Below are 16993 nucleotides of genomic sequence, written 5' to 3'. Positions count from 1 at the left end.
GGAAGCCCGGGTATAAGCAAAAGCTGGAAAATCACCCTTGAGTTCCTTGCCGAACGTACAACCATCAGTAGGCCAAGGCGGTTCATTCACGTTAAGAATTCTTTGAGCGGATGAAATTTAATCATATTTCATCTACAAGGGTGGTACCGCGGGAGAATATAACCTTCTCGTCCCTTTTTGGGATGAGAAGGTTTTTTTGTATTTAACTGTGGTTTTTCTCTGCTCTCATTGGCTATCATGGTATTTAATGAGTTATTAACAGGAGGCAAAGGAATGGATTACAAAGATAGTTTATTAATGCCAAAAACCGAATTCCCAATGCGCGGCAATCTTCCAAAGCGCGAACCTGAAATTCAGGCAAAATGGGAAGAGATGAATATTTATGAAAAAGTCCAGGAACGGACAAATGGCCGTCCGATGTTTGTTCTGCATGATGGTCCTCCATATGCAAATGGCGACATCCACATCGGCCATGCGCTGAACAAAATCTTAAAGGATTTCATCGTGCGCTCTAAGTCGATGACTGGCTATAATGCTCCATATGTTCCTGGCTGGGATACACATGGTCTGCCAATTGAGCAGGCTTTGACAAACAAAGGCGTAAAGCGTAAAGAAATGAGTGTTGCGGAGTTCCGCAAGCTTTGTGAAGAGTATGCATATGAGCAGATTGACAGCCAGCGCGGCCAATTTAAGCGCTTAGGCGTCCGCGGTGACTGGGAGAATCCATACATTACTCTAAAGCCTGAGTACGAAGCCCAGCAAATTAAAGTATTTGGGGAAATGGCGAAAAAAGGCTATATCTATAAAGGCAAAAAGCCTGTTTATTGGTCTCCGTCATCTGAATCAGCTCTGGCTGAAGCTGAAATTGAATACAAAGATAAGCGTTCGCCATCCATCTATGTAGCATTTAAAGTAAAGGATGGCAAAAATGTTTTGGATCAAGATACTCATATTGTCATCTGGACTACAACTCCATGGACCATTCCGGCAAACCTCGGAATTTCAGTTCATCCGGACCTTACCTATAGTGTAGTTGAGGCAAACGGCCAAAAATTTATGGTTGCTGAAGATTTATTGGCTGCTGTGGCTAAAGAGTTTGAATGGGAAGATTATAAAGTTGTCCAATCGGTAAAAGGGACCGACCTTGAGAATGTAGTTGCCGAGCATCCCCTTTATGGCCGTGATTCCCTTGTCATGCTGGGTGAGCATGTAACAACTGATGCTGGTACTGGATGTGTTCATACTGCTCCTGGCCATGGGGAAGACGATTTCCATGTCGGCATGAAGTACGGGTTAGACGTATTATGCCCGGTTGATGATAAAGGAAACATGACAAGTGAAGCTCCTGGCTTTGAAGGTTTATTCTATGATGCAGCCAATAAGCCAATTACTGAAAAACTTGAGGAAGCTGGGGCTTTATTAAAGCTTACTTTTATTACTCACTCTTATCCGCATGACTGGAGAACGAAAAAGCCAGTTATATTCCGTGCTACGGCCCAATGGTTTGCATCTATTAAAGATTTCCGCAATGAACTTTTGGAAGCTGTTAAGGAAACAAATTGGTATCCTGCATGGGGAGAGACCAGACTATTTAACATGGTCAGGGACCGTGGTGATTGGTGTATTTCCCGCCAGCGTGTATGGGGCGTGCCAATTCCTGTCTTTTATGCGGAAAATGGTGAAGAAATTATCACAGATGAAACCATTGAACATGTCTCAAATCTTTTCCGTGAACATGGTTCAAACATCTGGTTTGAAAGAGATGCGAAAGAATTGTTGCCGGAAGGATTTACACATCCAGGAAGCCCGAATAGCCAGTTTACAAAAGAAACGGACATCATGGACGTTTGGTTTGATTCTGGTTCCTCACACCAGGCAGTGCTATTAGAGCGTGACGATTTACAGCGACCTGCAGATTTATACCTTGAGGGTTCTGACCAATATCGAGGCTGGTTTAATTCTTCACTTTCTACTGCAGTAGCTGTAACAGGTAAAGCACCTTATAAAGGTGTACTGAGCCACGGATTCACACTTGACGGCGAAGGCAGAAAAATGAGTAAATCCATCGGTAACGTAGTTGTTCCGGCAAAAGTTATGAACCAGCTTGGTGCAGATATTCTTCGTTTATGGGTTGCGTCAGTTGATTATCAGGCAGATGTCCGCGTTTCTGATGCAATTCTGAAGCAGGTTGCAGAAGTGTATAGAAAGATCCGTAATACATTCCGCTTCTTGCTTGGAAATCTGGATGATTTTAACCCGGCAACAGACTCGGTTTCATTTGAAAACCTGCGAGAAGTTGACCAGTTTATGCTGGTTAAGCTGAATAAACTGATCAAGAATGTACGCGAGTCTTATGACCGCTATGAATTTGCCAGCATCTACCATGCTGTCAACAATTTCTGTACATTGGACCTTAGTGCATTCTATCTTGATTTTGCAAAAGATGTCCTCTACATTGAAGCAAAAGATAATGCAGAACGCCGTGCTATTCAAACTGTTCTTTATGAAAGCCTGATTGCTCTTACGAAACTTGTTGCACCTATCCTTTCCCATACTTCAGATGAAGTTTGGAGCTTTATTCCGAATGTGAAAGAAGACAGTGTACAATTAACGGATATGCCAGAATATCAAGAACTTCCAAATGCTAAACAGCTGGAAGAAAAATGGACTGCATTCATGAAGCTTCGCAATGATGTTCTTAAAGCATTGGAAGAAGCTCGTAATGAAAAGGTGATCGGCAAATCTCTGACTGCTAAAGTAACCCTTTATGTAAACGATCAAGCTAAGAGCCTTCTGGATTCAATTCAGGAAAATCTTCAGCAGATCTTTATCGTTTCTGGATTTGAGGTAGCAGGCAGCCTGTCAGATGCACCTGATAATGCTGTGAAATTTGAAAACACAGCTATTGTTGTTTCCAAAGCTGAAGGCGAAACATGTGATCGCTGCTGGACAGTTACTCCAGAAGTCGGTCAGACAGAAGGCTATGACACTCTCTGCCCTCGCTGTGCTGAGGTTGTAAAAAATAATTATAGCCACTTGGCTTAAATACTGGCAGTCCCTCAACTATTTGGGGGGCTGTTTTTTTTGACAAATGGGGTTCTTTTTTTATCATAATCATAAGTCATAAGGGGACTTTGGAATCTTTTTTATAAATAATTCCACCTTCACTAAATGTTGTGCCGTTTGCTAAAAGTTTGCCCGTGTCTGAAATCCGTTCCGAGAAAATAATAAAGTAAACATCATAAGAACGGAGGAACGGCATGGATGCAAAGGCAGAAGGGCTATATACAGAACTCCGTAATACAAGACAGGAAATATTGGAAAGGCTAATGGAAGGCAATAGTTCCGCTTTGATAAAACCAATTTTATTGGAAGAACTGCATGATATCGAGCAAACACTCAGCAAAATTGATTCTGGAAGCTTTGGAAAATGTGAAATTTCAGGTGAGCTGCTCCCGGCAGATTTGCTGCAGATGATCCCTACTTTAAAAACAATGGAGGATTGCAGCAGGCTGAGGAATTACTACAGAAAATCAATTTTCCACTGAGTTTAGGCGTGTGCTGTGTTTTTTATTCAGTTTGTGCTAAAATGCAAAGGTAATGATATGAGATATGGGGGTTGCCTTTGTGTTTTATTACATAATTGCATTGTTCGTAATTGCACTTGATCAGTTTACGAAATGGCTGATCGTAAAGAACTTTGAATTAGGGGAAAGTGTTAAAGTTATTGAGGACTTTCTTTATATTACATCGCACCGCAACCGTGGGGCTGCCTGGGGTATCCTGCAGGGGCAAATGTGGTTTTTCTACGTAATAACCGTTATTGTCGTAATTGGTATCATTTATTACATTCAAAAAGCAGCCAAAGGCAAATTGCTGCTTGGAGTCTCTTTGGGCCTGATGCTGGGCGGAGCGATTGGAAACTTTATTGACAGGGTATTTCGAAAAGAAGTGGTGGATTTCGTTAACACTTATATTTTTGGCTATGACTTCCCCGTTTTCAATATTGCTGACTCGGCACTGGTCATTGGTGTAGGACTATTGATGATTCAGATGCTGCTTGAAGAGAGAGAAGCAAAGAAGAAGGAGAAATCTTATGGAGAAAATGGAACACATCATTCCTGATGAACAAGCAGGAGAAAGAATAGATAAAGTGTTATCCACATTGAATGCGGATTGGTCAAGAACGCAGGTTCAGCAATGGATCAAAGACGGCAATGTTCTTGTAAATGGGCAGAAGCCGAAGACCAATTACAAATGTACGGCAAATGATAAAATTGAAATATCAATTCCTGAACCTGAAGAATTGGATGTCGTGCCTGAAAAAATGGATCTGGATATTTATTATGAAGATAAAGACGTCCTGGTGGTAAATAAACCAAAAGGAATGGTAGTCCATCCTGCAGCCGGGCATGGCACTGGCACTCTTGTAAATGGACTTATGGCACATTGCACAGATCTTTCAGGAATTAATGGGGTCATGAGGCCAGGAATTGTTCACAGAATCGATAAAGATACGTCGGGGCTTCTTATGGTTGCAAAGAATGATATGGCACATGAAAGTCTTGTGAACCAGCTGATGAATAAAACCGTTACACGTAAGTACCGTGCCATTGTCCATGGAATTATTCCCCATGATTATGGAACGATTGATGCCCCTATTGCCCGCGATCCCAAAGACCGTCAAAGCATGACCGTTGTTGACAATGGAAAACATGCGGTTACGCATTTTCAGGTCCTTGAGCGTTTCAGGGATTTTACACTGGTGGAATGCCAGCTTGAAACGGGAAGAACCCATCAAATCCGTGTTCATATGAAATACATTGGCTATCCTCTGGCAGGAGATCCTAAATACGGTCCAAGAAAGACTCTTGATCTTGGCGGACAAGCACTGCACGCAGGTGTTCTTGGATTTGATCATCCAAGAACAGGCGAGTACCTGGAATTTGAAGCGCCTATGCCTGCTTATTTCGAAGAGCTATTAGGTAAACTGGCAAATAATCGTTGACAACTGTCCAATTGTGCTATAAGATGACTATAGTTGAATAAGTCCTTTAAAACAGTCCCGTGAGGCTGGGAAGGAAACGGATTGAATAAGGAGAATTGTATCCTTATTCTGCAGCAGCAGAATCGTTTACCCTCTCGCCAGATCGGTGAGAGGGTTTTTTGTATATAATTAACTGAAGAGAATCAGAAAATAGAGGTGATCAGAATGCCGCAGCAGAAAGCAATTGTTTTGGATGACCAGGCAATCAGGAGAGCGCTGACAAGGATTGCTCATGAAATCATAGAGAAAAATAAAGGGATCGAAAATTGCATCCTGATTGGAATCCGTACCAGGGGGATTTACCTTGCGAACCGCCTGGCCGAGCGGATCGAACAAATCGAAGGTGCCAAAATTGATGTAGGCGAACTTGATATCACTCTCTATAGAGATGATCTTACGAAAAAGACTGAAAATCAGGAGCCGCTTGTCAAAGGCTCAGATGTTCCAAAAGATATTAATGATCAGAAAGTAATCCTGATCGATGATGTTCTTTATACAGGAAGAACAGTTAGAGCCGCCCTTGATGCGCTGATTGACATCGGCCGGCCATCGCAGATTCAGCTGGCAGTCCTCGTGGACCGGGGCCATAGAGAGCTTCCGATAAGAGCTGATTATGTAGGGAAAAACATTCCAACCTCCAGTTCGGAGAAAATTGTTGTCGAGCTGAAGGAAGTGGATGAAAACGATCAAGTAAGCATTTTTGAAAATTAAATAGCCCTTTTAAATGCAGTCCAGAGAGGCTGGCAAAGGGGAACTCAGCAGAATCAGTCTGTCTTTTGCTGTGCTCTTTTACCCTCTTTGCGAATTTGGCAAGGAGGGTTTTTTAATAAGAATATATAAATTCTGAAGTTAGATAACTGTCTAGCTCCAGCGCCTACCCCCTCGAGGTGTCGGGGGTGGGCAAGGCGCTTGCGCTTTTCTTAATAAAATGAAGAGGAGAGATTGGCATGCATAAGCCTATTCTAGATATAAAAGATGTTCCAAAACCAGCTCATTGGCTGACATTAAGTTTACAGCACTTATTCGCAATGTTCGGAGCCACTATACTTGTACCTTTCTTAGTAGGATTAAATCCTGCCATTGCTTTAATCTCAAGCGGACTTGCAACGATAGCTTTTCTCATCATAACTAAATGGCAGGTGCCGGCATACTTAGGGTCATCTTTCGCTTTCATTGCTCCGATCATCGCAGCAAAAGCTGCTGGCGGACCAGGTGCTGCCATGATCGGAAGCTTTATGGCAGGACTCGTATATGGAGCCGTAGCATTGATCATTAAAAAAGCAGGCTACCGCTGGATTATGAATCTTCTTCCGCCAATTGTGGTAGGCCCTGTGATCATAGTAATCGGATTGGCATTAGCAGGTACAGCAGTCGGAATGGCTATGAACAACCCTGAAACAGGTGAATACAGCATGCTGCATTTCTCAGCAGCGCTCATCACTTTAGGTGCAACAATCATCTTCTCCATCTATGCAAAAGGAATGCTCAGCATGGTTCCAATTCTTGCAGGTATCATCATCGGCTATGTATACTCACTGGCAGTGGGCCTGATAGACTTTTCGCTTGTACAGCAGGCATCCTGGTTCGAAATGCCGGAATTCTTAATCCCGTTCGCTGATTATGAAGTGAGGGTAACTCTTGATCTGGCACTTCTAATGATTCCAGTGGCTGTTGTGACAATCTCTGAACATATCGGCCATCAGCTTGTCCTTGGAAAAGTAGTTGGGAGAGATTATATAAAAGAACCGGGACTTCACCGCTCCATCCTTGCTGATGGAACAGGAACAATGATCTCGGCACTAATCGGGGGTCCGCCAAAGACAACTTACGGTGAAAACATTGGCGTACTGGCCATCACGAAAATTTACAGTGTCTATGTACTAGCAGGTGCTGCAGTCATCGCCATCATCTTCGGATTCATTGGCAAGGTAACAGCACTCATCAGCTCGATCCCTACTCCAGTTATGGGCGGCGTGTCGATCCTGCTGTTCGGGATCATCGCATCATCAGGATTAAGAATGCTTGTTGACAGCAAAGTGGATTTTGGAAACAACCGTAACCTGGTTATCGCCTCAGTCATCCTTGTACTCGGAATTGGCGGAGCTCATATCGAAATTTGGGCATTCAAACTGGAAGGAATGGCACTGGCAGCAATCAGCGGCGTTCTTCTGAACCTGATTCTCCCAGGCAGAGAAGAGGCTAAGGAAGATATGTTTGAAACAGAAAGCAAAAAAAAAATAATGTAGCTTAACGCTTTTTAACAAAGTCCAGAGAGGCTTATAAGGGTGTTGGCGGCAAACTGGCTATAAGGTATCAATGTATCCGTATAGCTGGCTGCCTCAACTTTGCAGCACCCTGACTATACGGACAGGGTGCTTTTTTTGAAGAGGAGGAATAATATGAAACATTTGCTCACTACCTCAGAGTTAGAAATTAAAGAAATCAATACAATACTTGAAGATGCGCAACATTTTTTAAACGGCGGAACATGGACTCCCGAACATAAGGTTTTTGTCGCAAACCTCTTTTTTGAGAATAGCACAAGGACAAAATGCAGCTTTGAAGTGGCGGAAAGGCGGCTTGGCCTTGACATAATCCCATTTGAAGTCAGCACGTCAAGTGTATCCAAGGGTGAGTCACTATACGATACGGTAAAAACGCTTGAAGCAATCGGGGTGCATGCAGTCGTTATCCGCCATAGCCAGGATCGCTACTTTGACGAATTGGCAGATAAAAGCGGTGTTTCCATCCTGAATGCAGGGGACGGCTGCGGCCACCATCCAACACAATCACTGCTTGACCTGCTGACAATTAAACAGGAATTCGGTTCCTTTGAAGGATTAAAAGTAGCCATCATCGGTGATATTGCCCATAGCCGTGTAGCAAGATCCAATGCAGATGCACTTGTCCGGCTCGGTGCGAAGGTTGTTTTCTCAGGTCCAAAAGAATGGTTCAATAAAGAATTGCTTGAAAATGGCATCTATGAAGATGTTGACACAGCTATTGAAACTTCTGATGTTGTCATGCTGCTGAGAATCCAGCATGAGCGGCATGAATCGAAAGCCAATCAAACGGCTGAAGAATACCACCTGGCATACGGCCTTACAGAAGAGAGAGAAAAAACTATGAAGCCAAACAGCATCATCATGCATCCGGCGCCAGTAAATCGGGGTGTAGAAATAGCAGATTGCTTGGTGGAATGCGATCGTTCCAGAATCTTCAAACAAATGCAAAATGGTGTGTACATCCGAATGGCTGTATTAAAAAGATCAATTGAACATAATGGAGGGGGAGCTAATCATGTCAACATTAATCAAAAATGGCCAGTTGCTTACTAAGGAAGGGAACTTTGAAAAAACCGACATTTACATAGAGTCAGGAAAAATCGCCGGGATAGGTGAAGGTTACGAGACAAAGGCACAGGAAGTGATTGATGCAGATGGCCTATTGATTGCACCAGGCTTTATAGATCTGCATGTACACTTGCGGGAGCCTGGCGGTGAAAAGAAAGAGACTATTGAAACTGGTACAAAGGCAGCAGCAAAAGGCGGTTTCACAACGGTTGCGGCGATGCCGAATACCCGGCCTGTACCTGATACGAAAGAACAGCTTGAAAAATTGAACAGCCGTATTGAAGAGACTGCGTCGGTAAAGGTTCTGCCGTATGCATCAATTACAATCCGTGAGCTTGGCCAAGAATTAACAGATTTTAAAGCACTAAAAGAAGCTGGAGCGTTTGCTTTTACAGATGATGGAGTTGGAGTGCAATCAGCAGCCATGATGCTGCAGGCAATGAAGAATGCCGCAGAGATTGATATGCCGATTGTTGCGCACTGCGAAGAAAATACCCTCATTAACAAAGGTTCCGTACATGATGGAGTTTTTGCTAAAGAGAATGGTTTGAATGGTATTCCTTCCGTCTGTGAATCAGTGCAAATCGCAAGGGATGTACTCCTTGCCGAAGCTGCTGGCTGCCACTATCATGTCTGCCACATCAGCACTAAAGAGTCCGTTAGGGTGGTAAGAGATGCAAAGCGCGCAGGCATCAACGTAACGGCCGAAGTTACACCTCATCACCTCCTTCTAAGTGAGGAGGATATCCCAGGTCTGGATGCAAACTTTAAAATGAATCCTCCACTAAGAGGTGCAGATGACAGAGCTGCCTTAATCGAAGGATTGCTGGACGGCACGATTGATTTTATCGCGACCGATCATGCCCCTCATACAGCAGCAGAAAAAGAAGAGGGGATGGAGCTTGCACCGTTTGGAATTGTTGGACTAGAAACAGCTTTTCCTCTCCTTTACACACACTTCGTCGAGAAGGGGATATTCACGCTAAAACAGCTGATTGATTTTTTAACAATCAAGCCAGCAGAGGCATTCGGCTTACAATCAGGAAGAGTGGAAGCAGGTAATATCGCAGATCTTGTCCTGCTTGATCTAAACCGCCAGGAAAAAATTGACCCTGCCCAGTTCTTATCAAAAGGGAAAAACACCCCATTTACTGGCTGGGATTGTAAAGGGTGGCCAGTTATGACAATAGCAGGCGGAAAAATTGTTTGGAACAGAGGGAGTGTAAGAGCATGAAAAAACAGCTGATTCTGGAAGACGGAACAATTTTTATTGGAAAAGGATTTGGAAGCGATACGAATTCGATTGGAGAGGTAGTATTCAATACAGGAATGACGGGTTATCAGGAAATCCTCTCTGACCCTTCCTACTGCGGACAAATTGTAACATTGACATACCCTTTAATCGGAAATTATGGAATTAATCGAGATGATTTTGAATCAATCTCCCCTGCGATCTCTGGGTTCATTGTTAAAGAAGCAAACGAGTTTCCTTCAAACTGGAGAAATGAACAATCAATTGATGAATACTTTAAGATGAAAAACATCCCCGGAATTGCTGGGATTGATACTAGAAAATTAACAAGAATTATAAGGCAGCATGGTACGCTGAAAGGTGCTATTTGCAGCATAAGTGAAAGCCCGGAATTAATCATTGAAAAACTGCGTGCAACAAAGCTTCGGAACGATCAGGTTAAGCAAGTTTCCACTAAGACAGCTTATCCAAGCCCCGGCCGCGGCAGAAGGGTAGTCCTTGTGGATTTCGGCATGAAACACGGTATCTTAAGAGAATTGAACAAACGGGATTGTGATGTGATTGTTGTACCTTATAATACAACAGCTGAAGAAATACTCAGCATGAGCCCGGATGGTGTTATGCTTTCAAATGGGCCTGGAGACCCGAAGGATGTTCCAGAAGCTATCACAATGATTAAAGGTCTATTAGGAAACGTGCCAATTTTTGGGATTTGCCTGGGACATCAGCTTTTTGCCCTTGCATGCGGTGCCAATACAGAAAAAATGAAATTCGGCCATCGCGGTTCAAACCATCCGGTAAAAGATCTGCAAACCGGAAAAGTAGCTTTAACATCTCAAAACCATGGATATTCAGTGGAAGAAAACTCAATCTCGGGTACTTCTCTGGAAGTAACACATATCGCATTAAACGATGGAACGATTGAAGGCTTAAAACATAAAGAAGTCCCGGCGTTCACTGTGCAATATCACCCTGAGGCTTCACCGGGACCAGAGGATGCAAATGGATTATTTGAACAATTCCTGCAAATGATTGAATCACATAAAGAGGAAGGTGCTGCAGCATGCCAAAGCGTACAGATATAAAAAGCATTTTAGTAATCGGATCAGGACCAATTGTCATCGGACAGGCAGCAGAGTTTGATTATGCTGGAACACAGGCCTGCCTTGCATTGAAAGAGGAAGGTTATCGCGTCATTCTTGTAAACTCAAATCCTGCTACCATCATGACAGATACTGAAATTGCTGACGCAGTCTATATAGAGCCGCTTACGCTGGAATTCGTCAGCCGCATCATCCGAAAAGAACGCCCTGATGCCCTTGTTCCTACACTTGGGGGACAGACAGGATTAAATCTTGCAGTAGAACTTGCTGAATCAGGTGTTTTAGAAGAATGTGGAGTAGAAATCCTCGGTACAAAACTATCTGCAATTCAAAAAGCGGAAGACCGGGATCTATTCAGAAATCTGATGAATGAACTTGGCGAGCCTGTGCCAGACAGTGAAATTATCCATAACCTGGAGGAAGCATATGAGTTTGTAAATAGAATCGGCTATCCGGTCATTGTGCGGCCAGCCTTCACACTGGGCGGTACTGGCGGGGGAATCTGCCACGATGAAGAGGACCTAATCGAAATTGTGACAAGCGGCTTGAAGAATAGCCCTGTAACACAGTGTCTTCTTGAAAAGAGCATTGCGGGCTTCAAAGAAATTGAGTATGAAGTGATGCGAGACTCTAATGACAATGCGATTGTTGTCTGCAATATGGAAAACTTCGATCCTGTAGGTGTCCACACAGGTGATTCCATTGTTGTAGCTCCAAGCCAAACTTTGAGTGATCGTGAGTATCAGCTGCTAAGAAACACTTCATTAAAAATTATCCGCGCCCTCGAGATTGAAGGAGGATGCAATGTCCAGCTGGCGCTTGATCCAGATAGCTTTAATTATTACATCATCGAAGTTAACCCGCGTGTCAGCCGTTCATCAGCTCTTGCATCAAAGGCAACAGGTTATCCGATTGCTAAGCTGGCAGCCAAGATAGCGGTGGGGCTGACACTCGATGAAATGATGAATCCTGTCACAGGAAAAACATACGCCTGCTTTGAACCGGCATTGGATTATATTGTCTCAAAAATCCCGCGCTGGCCGTTTGATAAATTCGAATCGGCGAACCGTTCACTTGGAACTCAAATGAAGGCTACAGGTGAAGTAATGGCGATAGGGCGCACATTTGAAGAATCTCTTCTGAAAGCAGTCCGTTCACTTGAAGCAAACATTTATCATCTTGAGCTGAAGGACGCTGACCAAATTTCTGATGAATTGATCGAAAAGCGGATTCGAAAAGCAGGCGATGAACGTTTGTTTTATATCGGAGAGGCCATCAGAAGGGGAGTCACCATCGAGACGATCCATGAATGGAGCAGAATTGATCTATTCTTCCTTCATAAGATTAAGAAAATCGTAGATTTTGAGAGTGTATTATCAGAAAATCCATTTGACCCTGAAACAGGGAAAGCTGCAAAGGAAATGGGATTTGCCGATCTGGTAATTGCGAGGCACTGGGATTCAAGTGAAATGGCAGTATACAGCTGGAGAAAAGAACATGAGATTGTACCGGTTTATAAAATGGTGGATACATGTGCAGCAGAATTTGAATCTGAAACACCGTATTTCTATGGAACATACGAAGATGAGAACGAATCGGATGTAACTGGCCGTAAAAGTGTTGTTGTTCTGGGCTCAGGTCCAATCCGGATTGGCCAGGGAGTGGAGTTTGACTACTCAACTGTCCACGCAGTATGGGCAATCAAGGAAGCCGGTTATGAAGCAATCATCATAAATAATAATCCGGAAACTGTTTCTACGGACTTTAGCATCTCCGATAAGCTTTACTTTGAGCCGCTTACGATTGAAGATGTTATGCACATCATTGACCTTGAGAAACCAGAAGGTGTAGTTGTTCAATTTGGCGGACAAACGGCTATTAACCTTGCTGCGGATCTGGTCGAGAGAGGCGTAAAAATTCTCGGAACTTCACTTGAAAACTTAGACCGGGCAGAAGACCGGGATAAATTTGAGCATGCCCTTGCAGAGCTGGGCATCCCAATGCCAAAAGGAAAGACTGCCCTATCTGTGGAGCAGGCAGTAGCCATTGCCGGTGAAATCGGTTATCCCGTGGTTGTCCGTCCATCATATGTACTTGGCGGAAGAGCCATGGAGATAGTTTATAAAGAAGAAGAGCTTCTACACTATATGGAAAACGCTGTAAAAGTGAATCCAGAGCACCCGGTATTAATCGACCGGTATCTGACTGGGAAGGAGATTGAAGTGGACGCCATTTCGGATGGAGAAAATGTGCTCATCCCAGGCATTATGGAGCATATTGAAAGAGCTGGAGTACACTCAGGAGATTCCATTGCAGTCTATCCTCCGCAAAACATTTCAGAGGCAATCAAAGACAAGCTTGTTGAGTATACCGAGAAGATGGCTAAGGGACTTGGCATTATTGGACTCCTGAATATCCAGTATGTAGTGGCAAAAGGGGAAGTATATGTCCTTGAAGTGAACCCGCGTTCAAGCCGGACCGTTCCTTTCTTGAGCAAGATTACAAATGTGCCAATGGCCAAAATCGCCACGAAGGTTATCATGGGCCAAACTTTGGCTCAGCAGGGCTGCGGATCCGGCCTTCTACCTGAGAGAAAAGGTGTGTTTGTAAAAGTACCAGTGTTCTCATTTGCGAAATTAAGAAGAGTAGACATCACTTTAGGGCCAGAAATGAAGTCAACTGGAGAAGTTATGGGAAAAGATTCAACGCTTGAAAAAGCCCTTTATAAAGGCCTTGTTGCTTCCGGCATGAAAATCCAGCCGTTTGGAACGGTACTAATGACTGTCTCAGACAAGGATAAGGAAGAAGCTCTGCAGCTGGCAAAGAGATTTGTATCCATCGGCTACAGGCTAATGGCAACAAGCGGAACAGCATTATTCCTTAAAACTGCCGGCATTCCTGTAAAAGTGACTGGAAAGATCGGGTCAGAAGGGCCAAACCTTCTGGATGTCATTAGAAATGGCGAAGCGCAATTTGTAATAAATACTTTAACAAAAGGAAAACAGCCTGCCAGAGATGGCTTCCGCATTCGCCGTGAATCGGTGGAAAATGGCGTGCCATGCCTTACTTCTCTAGATACGGCAGAAGCAATCCTTCAAGTAATCGAATCAATGAATTTCTCAGCAGATGCGATGGATAAACCAGAACAAGTCCGGGAGGCGGTTTTATCTTGATCAGACAGGAACAATGCACTGTAATATCGCAAAATAAACTTGCCGAAAACATTTACGAGCTCACCCTTCAAGGTGAGCTTGTTCATGAAATGAAAGAGCCCGGGCAATTTGTGCATTTGAAAATTTCCGGGGGTTTTGATCCGATGCTAAGAAGGCCGATCAGCATTGCTGAGATTTTACCTGATGAAAGCCAGTTTAAGATGATATACCGTGCCGAAGGCAGGGGAACGATCATGCTTTCAGAAAAAAAACCTGGCGATTACGCAGATGTATTGGGGCCGCTGGGAAATGGGTTTCCTATCAGTGAAGCTGGCCGGGGGGATACAGCACTACTTGTGGGAGGCGGAATCGGAGTACCCCCTCTATATGAGTTGTCCAAACAGCTTGTAAGCCAAGGTGTTAATGTGATCCATGTCCTTGGCTTTCAGTCAGCAAGTGCCGTTTTCTATGAAGAAAAGTTTGCTCAGCTGGGCGGGACCTATCTGGCTACAGCTGATGGAAGCGCAGGAACGAAAGGCTTTGTTACAGATGTTATTAATAGATTTAATATTAATTTCGATGTTTTATATTCCTGCGGCCCGACGCCGATGCTGAAGGCGCTTGAAAATCAATACTCTCATAAAAACGTATACCTGTCATTGGAAGAACGGATGGGCTGCGGCATCGGGGCGTGCTTTGCATGCGTCTGCCATACAGGGGATGACCCTGATGGGTACAGTTATAAAAAAGTCTGCAGTGACGGACCGGTCTTTAAAGCAGGGGAGGTAGTTCTATGAACTCATTAAATGTCAGTCTGCCTGGACTGGAATTAAAAAATCCAATCATGCCTGCATCAGGATGCTTTGGCTTCGGCAGAGAATTCAGCCAGCTGTATGATTTGAGCCAATTGGGTGCGATCATGATCAAGGCGACAACCTTTGAGCCCCGTTTTGGAAATCCAACACCAAGAGTGGCTGAAACCTCTGCAGGGATGCTGAATGCAATTGGGCTGCAGAATCCCGGCCTGGAAAAAGTGGTGAATGAAGAACTGGTCTGGCTTGAACAATTTGATGTACCGATCATTGCCAATGTAGCCGGTTCGCAGGAAGAGGATTATGTTGCGGTTGCAAAAAAAATTTCGGCAAGCCCGAATGTACATGCGCTTGAACTAAACATCTCCTGTCCGAATGTAAAAACAGGCGGAATTGCCTTTGGGACTATACCGGAAATTGCTAAAAACCTAACGAAAAAAGTAAAAGAGGTTTCAGCGGTTCCTGTCTATGTGAAGCTTTCACCAAATGTCACAAATATTGTAGAAATGGCGAAAGCAGTAGAAGATGGCGGAGCTGACGGTTTAACGATGATCAACACGCTTGTTGGCATGAGAATCGATCTAAAAACAGGCAATCCGATTTTGGCAAATAGAACAGGTGGACTTTCAGGGCCAGCCATTAAGCCTGTCGCGCTTAGGATGATTTATGAAGTGAGCCAGCATGTGTCCCTTCCGATCATCGGAATGGGCGGCATTGAATCGGCAGAGGATGTCATCGAATACTTTTATGCAGGTGCAAGTGCAGTAGCTGTTGGAACAGCTAACTTTGTAGATCCTTTTGTGTGTCCGAAAATTATCGATAGGCTGCCCGAACTTATTGAAAAGCTGGGATATGAACATATTTCAGAATGTATTGGAAGGAGCTGGAAGAAACATGAAAAAGCCGCTCATTATTGCTCTTGATTTTCCAGGGAAAATGGAAGTTAATCATTTTCTGAAGAATTTTGAAAATGAAAAATTATTTCTAAAGATCGGCATGGAGTTGTTTTACCAGGAGGGTCCTGCCATTGTTCACGATTTAAAAGAACAAGGGCATGAGATCTTCCTTGATCTCAAGCTTCATGATATTCCTAATACCGTTAAAAGTGCCATGAAGAGACTTGCCGGGCTGGGCTGCGATATGGTTAATGTCCATGCTGCAGGAGGAAAAGCCATGATGGAAGCAGCACGTGAAGGACTTGAAGCCGGAAGTTCAGGGAAAAGGCCATCTTGTATTGCTGTGACGCAGCTGACTAGCACATCCGAACAGCAAATGAAATCGGAGCAATTAATTCCTGCTTCATTAAACGAATCTGTTCTTCATTATGCCAATCTTGCCAAAGCAGCAGGACTTGATGGTGTAGTATGTTCAAGTTTTGAGGCAAGGGAGATAAGTTCGCGAATAGGATCTTCCTTTTTAACTGTAACACCGGGAATACGCCTGTCATCTGACGACTCCGGAGATCAGAAAAGAGTTGCCACACCTGAATTCGCCAGAAACGAAGGGGCTTCCGCAATTGTAGTAGGCCGATCGATTACCAGAGCAGAAAATCCATTTGAAAAGTATATTCAATGCAAGCAATCTTGGGAGGGCATTCTAAATGAAGCGTAAAATAGCAGAAAAATTATTAGATATAAAAGCAGTTGCATTAAACCCAAACGATCCATTTACATGGTCTTCAGGATTGCGAGCTCCAATCTATTGCGATAACCGTCTGACATTGTCTTATCCTGAAGTTAGAAAAGAAATTGCTGCTGGCCTTCAGGCAATCATTCTGGATAAATTTCCTGACGCAGAACTAATTGCAGGTACAGCAACAGCGGGCATTCCGCATGCTGCCTGGGTAAGTGACATTATGGAACTGCCAATGTGCTATGTCCGCTCCAAGGCTAAAGACCATGGGAAAGGCAAGCAAATTGAAGGAAAAGCTGTCAAAGGCCAGAAGGTTGTTGTTGTTGAAGACCTAATTTCGACAGGAGGAAGTGCCATTACTGCTGTCAAGGCTTTAAGAGAAGCAGGCTGTGAAGTGCTGGGTGTTGCGGCTATCTTTACATACCAGCTGGAAAAAGGAAATGAAATGCTGGCCGAAGAGAAAATCGAAGCATATACTTTGACCGATATTGAAGCTCTGACAGAAGTAGCCGTTGAAAATGGCTATATCCAGGAAAAGGATATGAAGAAGCTGATTGAATGGCAAAAAGATCCTGCTGAGTGGGGAAAAGTAACACAATAAAGCATTCTTTGACAAATGAAAAAAGCAAGCAACAGAGCTTG

General features: G+C 43.8%; 14 protein-coding genes and 1 other annotated feature (1 of these 15 only partly in view). All 14 genes read left to right on the top strand.

Annotated elements, in window-relative coordinates:
• Positions 1-178: a binding site (T-box leader), on the top strand (it extends 86 nt beyond the left edge of the window).
• 95 nt (positions 179-273) lie between these two features.
• The gene (gene ileS, locus QUF73_08720) at positions 274-3045 is read left to right on the top strand and encodes an isoleucine--tRNA ligase (protein MDM5226296.1); all 2772 of its coding nucleotides are present in this window, start codon (positions 274-276) and stop codon (positions 3043-3045) included.
• A gap of 215 nt (positions 3046-3260) precedes the next feature.
• Positions 3261-3548 (top strand): hypothetical protein, encoded by a 288-nt coding sequence (locus QUF73_08715; GenBank protein ID MDM5226295.1) that lies wholly within the window; start codon positions 3261-3263, stop codon positions 3546-3548.
• A 79-nt stretch (positions 3549-3627) separates the two neighbouring features.
• Complete coding sequence (gene lspA, locus QUF73_08710; protein ID MDM5226294.1) at positions 3628-4125, top strand: signal peptidase II; 498 nt, start codon at positions 3628-3630, stop codon at positions 4123-4125.
• Positions 4097-5008, top strand: a complete 912-nt coding sequence (locus QUF73_08705) for an RluA family pseudouridine synthase (protein MDM5226293.1) — start codon at positions 4097-4099, stop codon at positions 5006-5008. Before lspA ends, QUF73_08705 begins: the two co-directional genes overlap by 29 nt.
• 204 nt (positions 5009-5212) lie before the next feature.
• A complete protein-coding gene (gene pyrR / locus QUF73_08700) occupies positions 5213-5758 on the top strand; it encodes a bifunctional pyr operon transcriptional regulator/uracil phosphoribosyltransferase PyrR (protein ID MDM5226292.1) in 546 nt (181 codons plus the stop codon).
• Between the two features lie 236 nt (positions 5759-5994).
• Complete coding sequence (locus QUF73_08695) at positions 5995-7293, top strand: solute carrier family 23 protein (GenBank protein ID MDM5226291.1); 1299 nt, start codon at positions 5995-5997, stop codon at positions 7291-7293.
• Positions 7294-7446: 153 nt separating this feature from the next.
• The gene (locus tag QUF73_08690) at positions 7447-8385 is read left to right on the top strand and encodes an aspartate carbamoyltransferase catalytic subunit (GenBank protein ID MDM5226290.1); all 939 of its coding nucleotides are present in this window, start codon (positions 7447-7449) and stop codon (positions 8383-8385) included.
• Positions 8348-9634 (top strand): dihydroorotase, encoded by a 1287-nt coding sequence (locus QUF73_08685; protein MDM5226289.1) that lies wholly within the window; start codon positions 8348-8350, stop codon positions 9632-9634. The genes QUF73_08690 and QUF73_08685 overlap by 38 nt, the downstream gene beginning before the upstream one ends.
• Positions 9631-10737 (top strand): carbamoyl phosphate synthase small subunit, encoded by a 1107-nt coding sequence (locus QUF73_08680; protein MDM5226288.1) that lies wholly within the window; start codon positions 9631-9633, stop codon positions 10735-10737. The genes QUF73_08685 and QUF73_08680 overlap by 4 nt, the downstream gene beginning before the upstream one ends.
• A complete protein-coding gene (gene carB, locus QUF73_08675; GenBank protein MDM5226287.1) occupies positions 10716-13928 on the top strand; it encodes a carbamoyl-phosphate synthase large subunit in 3213 nt (1070 codons plus the stop codon). The genes QUF73_08680 and carB overlap by 22 nt, the downstream gene beginning before the upstream one ends.
• Positions 13928-14704 carry a dihydroorotate dehydrogenase electron transfer subunit gene (locus QUF73_08670; GenBank protein MDM5226286.1) on the top strand — a complete coding sequence of 259 codons (777 nt, stop codon included), beginning with the start codon at positions 13928-13930 and terminating at the stop codon, positions 14702-14704. Before carB ends, QUF73_08670 begins: the two co-directional genes overlap by 1 nt.
• A complete protein-coding gene (locus tag QUF73_08665) occupies positions 14701-15642 on the top strand; it encodes a dihydroorotate dehydrogenase (GenBank protein MDM5226285.1) in 942 nt (313 codons plus the stop codon). The genes QUF73_08670 and QUF73_08665 overlap by 4 nt, the downstream gene beginning before the upstream one ends.
• Positions 15614-16330, top strand: a complete 717-nt coding sequence (gene pyrF, locus QUF73_08660) for an orotidine-5'-phosphate decarboxylase (GenBank protein MDM5226284.1) — start codon at positions 15614-15616, stop codon at positions 16328-16330. The genes QUF73_08665 and pyrF overlap by 29 nt, the downstream gene beginning before the upstream one ends.
• The gene (gene pyrE / locus QUF73_08655; GenBank protein ID MDM5226283.1) at positions 16320-16952 is read left to right on the top strand and encodes an orotate phosphoribosyltransferase; all 633 of its coding nucleotides are present in this window, start codon (positions 16320-16322) and stop codon (positions 16950-16952) included. The genes pyrF and pyrE overlap by 11 nt, the downstream gene beginning before the upstream one ends.
• Positions 16953-16993 lie beyond the last annotated feature (41 nt).

This window comes from Cytobacillus sp. NJ13, assembly GCA_030348385.1.
Taxonomy (GTDB): Bacteria; Bacillota; Bacilli; order Bacillales; family Cytobacillaceae; genus Cytobacillus.
This window is presented reverse-complemented; position numbering and strand designations above follow the sequence as displayed.

Bases quoted from the DNA above. Each gene is read 5' to 3' on its own strand.
- ileS (MDM5226296.1), top strand. From the start codon at position 274: ATGGATTACAAAGATAGTTTATTAATGCCAAAAACCGAATTCCCAATG.
- QUF73_08715 (MDM5226295.1), top strand. From the start codon at position 3,261: ATGGATGCAAAGGCAGAAGGGCTATATACAGAACTCCGTAATACAAGA.
- QUF73_08705 (MDM5226293.1), top strand. From the start codon at position 4,097: ATGGAGAAAATGGAACACATCATTCCTGATGAACAAGCAGGAGAAAGA.
- pyrR (MDM5226292.1), top strand. From the start codon at position 5,213: ATGCCGCAGCAGAAAGCAATTGTTTTGGATGACCAGGCAATCAGGAGA.
- QUF73_08695 (MDM5226291.1), top strand. From the start codon at position 5,995: ATGCATAAGCCTATTCTAGATATAAAAGATGTTCCAAAACCAGCTCAT.
- QUF73_08690 (MDM5226290.1), top strand. From the start codon at position 7,447: ATGAAACATTTGCTCACTACCTCAGAGTTAGAAATTAAAGAAATCAAT.
- QUF73_08685 (MDM5226289.1), top strand. From the start codon at position 8,348: ATGTCAACATTAATCAAAAATGGCCAGTTGCTTACTAAGGAAGGGAAC.
- QUF73_08680 (MDM5226288.1), top strand. From the start codon at position 9,631: ATGAAAAAACAGCTGATTCTGGAAGACGGAACAATTTTTATTGGAAAA.
- carB (MDM5226287.1), top strand. From the start codon at position 10,716: ATGCCAAAGCGTACAGATATAAAAAGCATTTTAGTAATCGGATCAGGA.
- QUF73_08665 (MDM5226285.1), top strand. From the start codon at position 14,701: ATGAACTCATTAAATGTCAGTCTGCCTGGACTGGAATTAAAAAATCCA.
- pyrF (MDM5226284.1), top strand. From the start codon at position 15,614: ATGAAAAAGCCGCTCATTATTGCTCTTGATTTTCCAGGGAAAATGGAA.
- pyrE (MDM5226283.1), top strand. From the start codon at position 16,320: ATGAAGCGTAAAATAGCAGAAAAATTATTAGATATAAAAGCAGTTGCA.